The sequence below is a fragment of the bacterium genome (assembly GCA_040756715.1).
Taxonomy (GTDB): Bacteria; UBA9089; UBA9088; order UBA9088; family UBA9088; genus JBFLYE01.
Window position 1 is genome coordinate 1 of the sequence record JBFLYE010000008.1, and the last position, 2,192, is coordinate 2,192.

Annotated in this window: 1 protein-coding gene; it reads left to right on the forward strand. The window is 35.5% G+C overall.

The genetic code is table 11. The annotated features are described in order from the left end of the window. Positions 1-1,926 (forward strand): O-antigen ligase family protein (locus tag AB1397_00200; GenBank protein MEW6481426.1); only part of this gene is annotated, 1,926 nt, incomplete at its 5' end. Between the last annotated feature and the right edge of the window lie 266 nt (positions 1,927-2,192).

The window sequence follows — 2,192 nt, forward strand, 5'->3', positions numbered from 1 at the left end:
GGCTTTATCCTCCTTGCCTCTCTTTTATCATTTGATTTTTCTTGTATCTTCTCAGTTCACAAGCCAATAAGCTTTTTGGGGTGTTATATGAGGTATCAAGGACTGATGACAAATATTGTCTATTTTGTTTTATATTTATTTATTTTAAATTTAGTAAGGGAAAAATCCATTTATTGGTTAATAAATGTTGCTATTCTTTCCGGCTGTGGCTCTGCTTTTTATGGATTGCTTCAAGCCTATGGAAAGGACCCAATCGGCTGGGCTGAGTTTGCAAATAGGGTTAGTGCCTGCTTTGGAAATCCGGTTTTTCTGGCTGCATTTTTGGCTATGCTTTCTTCCCTTTCATTTTCCCTCTTTATCTTTGCTAAAGATAAGAGAAAATGGCTATATCTTTTTGCATTTTTTCTTATCTTTACAGGCCTTCTCTTTACAAGGACTAGAGCTGGTATCGTTGCCTTTTTTGGAAGTATGGGGATATTGCTTTTTTTTGCAGGAGGAAAGATTGCTTTTAATAAAAGAATAATTTATCCCCTTTTTGCCCTTTTTGCCCTTTTTCTTTTGTCAAACCTTTCTCCAAAAACAGCCATTCTAGAAAGATTTACAAGTGAAATTCTATCTAAACCAAAGGAAGATGCACCCCTTGAAGCAAGGTTTGCCGCTGCTCCGGTTGGTGGCTCAGGTGGACTTCGTCTTTTGATGTGGAAAGGAGGTTTAAACCTTATAAAGGATTATCCATTATTTGGAATAGGTCCTGAGACACTACAATTTATCTGGCCAAGGTATGCCCCACTTAAGTATATGGTAAATACGGGACAAACAACCGGTGTGGACAGGGTTCACAATGAAGTATTGGATGTTGCTATAACAAGAGGCTTATTTGGGCTTATTTGCTACATTTTTTTAATAGGCTTCTTATTCTATTCTGCATGGAAATTTAAGGGAAAGGAAAGAATGGTTTATCTCGGGCTTTTTTGTGCATCCTTAGCATATTTAATCCAAAACCAATTTAGCTTTGCCGAGATTGTAATTACCCCATATTTCTTTATCTTTCTTGGGATAATGGATAAAATGGCAAAAAAAGGATACTCTATTTCTATATCTTCTATCTCAAGGAAAGCTTTATTTACAATCATCTCCCTATCTATTGTTATTCCTACCCTTTTCTTCTCATGGAAACTTTATCTTGCAGATAGGGCATATTATCAAAAAAATTTAGAAACCTCAATTAAGCTTAATCCCTATGAAAGGGTTTATTATGGTGCGTTGTCTGGATTTTATATTGATAATAAGGATTACAAAAATGCTATCCGTGTTTTAAAAGAGGCAAATAAGAATATTCCTGATGAATCAAATTTTTACAATATCCTTGGGGTTACCTATCAGAGGGAGGAATCTGCTTCAGGGATTAACAGAAGCGATGAGGTTATAAAAGCTTACAAAAATGCATTAAGGCTTAATCCCTGCTTTATTGATGCCCAAATAAACCTTGGGAATTACCTTATCAGCAAAGGGAGGTTTAAAGAGGCAACTATTTGTTTTAAAGAGGCATTAAAGGTTCAACCTTGGCAGGAAGGATGGATTGAAACACTAAAAAACCTTCATTTTGCATTGGAAAAAAAGGATGATGCAATTGCTGATTTTAAAGAAATTTTAATCTTAAACCCAGATTCCTATAACATCCATAGAGCTTTAGCCCAGTTTTATTATGAAGGGGGAGATATAGAGGGTTTTATAAAGGAATGCAAGGAAACAATAAGGGTAAATCCAGGTGATCTTTTAATGAGAAGAAACCTAGTGGCAATTTATATACAAAAAAGGGATTATGAGAATGCCTTAAAAGAGGCAAATAATATCCTTTCCCTTTTTCCATCTGATTCTGAAACACTTAAACTTCTTTCTTTAATAAAAGGGGCAAGGTCAAAATAGAGTGTATGTTTTAGCTAATGCTAAGAAAAACCCAACTTCACGGAAGCCTTGTCTCTATCCTTGATTTTTCAAGGGAGAAATTTTCATTATATACTACATAGCTTCCTATCCCTTTTTGGTATGTGTTTAGCTCGGTGAAAATAAAATTGGGAAATAGGCACAAAGGCACAGAGGCACAAAGGCGAGAGAGTTTATTTATTACTTGCTTTCTTTGTGCCTTTGCCCCTTTGTGCCTAGGTATATAAGACAGCTAAACAACGGCTATG